Below are 1,411 nucleotides of genomic sequence, written 5' to 3' on the forward strand. Positions count from 1 at the left end.
GGCTCATCAACTTTTAGCGTGGTGTCCTTCAAATGAAGGGGCTCGTAGCCCTGCGAGCATAGGTGTTGTCGAGACATCTATTGCTGAGGACTACGAGCCTTGTTACAGATTACGCAGACGTGCGATGCCGCGTCGATTCTGTTCAATTTGGAGGGCCATGTTGTGCTCTCCGCCGAGCATGCCGGCGACACCCGGGCGGTGCTGGTCGAACCCGTCGAACGCGAAGGCGCCTGCCCGGACTGCGGTGTGCTGTCGTCCCGGGTCCAGGCCCGCCCGATTCATCGCGTCCGGGATGTCCAGTGCGGCGGAGCGCCGCTGGAAGTCCGGGTCCGGAAGCGGCGTCTGGCCTGTTTGGAACCGGAGTGTCCGCGGCGGTCGTTCGTGCAGACCACAGATGAAATTCCGTTGCGGTCCCGGCTGACCAGCAGGCTGGTGGCTGGCATTGTCACGGGGCTGTCCACTGAGCTGCGTGCCGTCTCCCGGGTCGCTGCAGCCGCCGGAGTGTCATGGACAACAGTCATGCGAGTTACAGCTGACACGGCCGTCCTGGACGGGGGCGTGGACCGAAGACTCGTCCGCCGGCTGGGCGTGGATGAACACCGCTTCCGACGGGTCAGATACCTGAAGGACGGTTCCGGCAAGGTCACCCGGGTCGAGCCCTGGTCGATCGTGTTCACCGATCTCGATACCGGGGCCATCCTCGACATTGTGGATGGCCGCCGCGGGCAGGCGGTGCGGGACTGGCTCGGGGCCCGGCCGCGCTGGTGGCGGAACAGGGTGGAACTGGTGGCGATGGATATGTCCACCGAGTTCCGCCGGGCCGTCCGCAAGGCCCTGCCTAAGGCAGCAATCACCGTCGATCACTGGCATGTGGTGGCCCGGGCGAATCAGATGGTCACCGAGGTCCGGCGGCGCCGTGCCCACGACCTGCATGGCAGGCGCGGCCGGGCCACGGATCCGGCCTGGAAATACCGGAAGCTGCTGACGTGCAATCAGGAAAATATGTCCGGCGCCCAGCGCGGACGGATGCAGGAAATCATCGCTGCCGACATCGAACTCGGCGTCGTCTGGGGCATCAAAGAACACGTCCGCCAGCTGCTGAAGACCGATCACATCGACGCGTTCCACCGCGCCTGGGCCGAACTCGAACACGCCGTGAAAGCAACCAGGATGCGGGAGGCCAAATCACTGTTTCTGACCCTGCGGATGTGGCGGAGAGAGCTGCTCACGTTCTGCCGGACACGGGTCACAAACGCCCGCAGCGAAGCGGCGAACCTCAGCGCGAAAAACCTCAAACGCGCGGCACGCGGATATCGGAACCATGACCATTACAGGCTCCGGTTATTGTTGTACACAGCAGCCCAACAAGCATGCTGAACACCTGCCGCCACGCTAAAAGTGGAAGAGCCGC

General features: G+C 63.9%; 1 protein-coding gene. It reads left to right on the forward strand.

Going from position 1 to position 1,411, the window contains the following annotated elements:
- Positions 1–99: 99 nt before the first annotated feature.
- Complete coding sequence (locus EU811_RS21380; protein WP_142940288.1) at positions 100–1,377, forward strand: ISL3 family transposase; 1,278 nt, start codon at positions 100–102, stop codon at positions 1,375–1,377.
- Positions 1,378–1,411 lie beyond the last annotated feature (34 nt).

Source organism: Arthrobacter sp. TS-15 (assembly GCF_006964045.1).
Classification (GTDB): Bacteria; Actinomycetota; Actinomycetes; order Actinomycetales; family Micrococcaceae; genus Arthrobacter.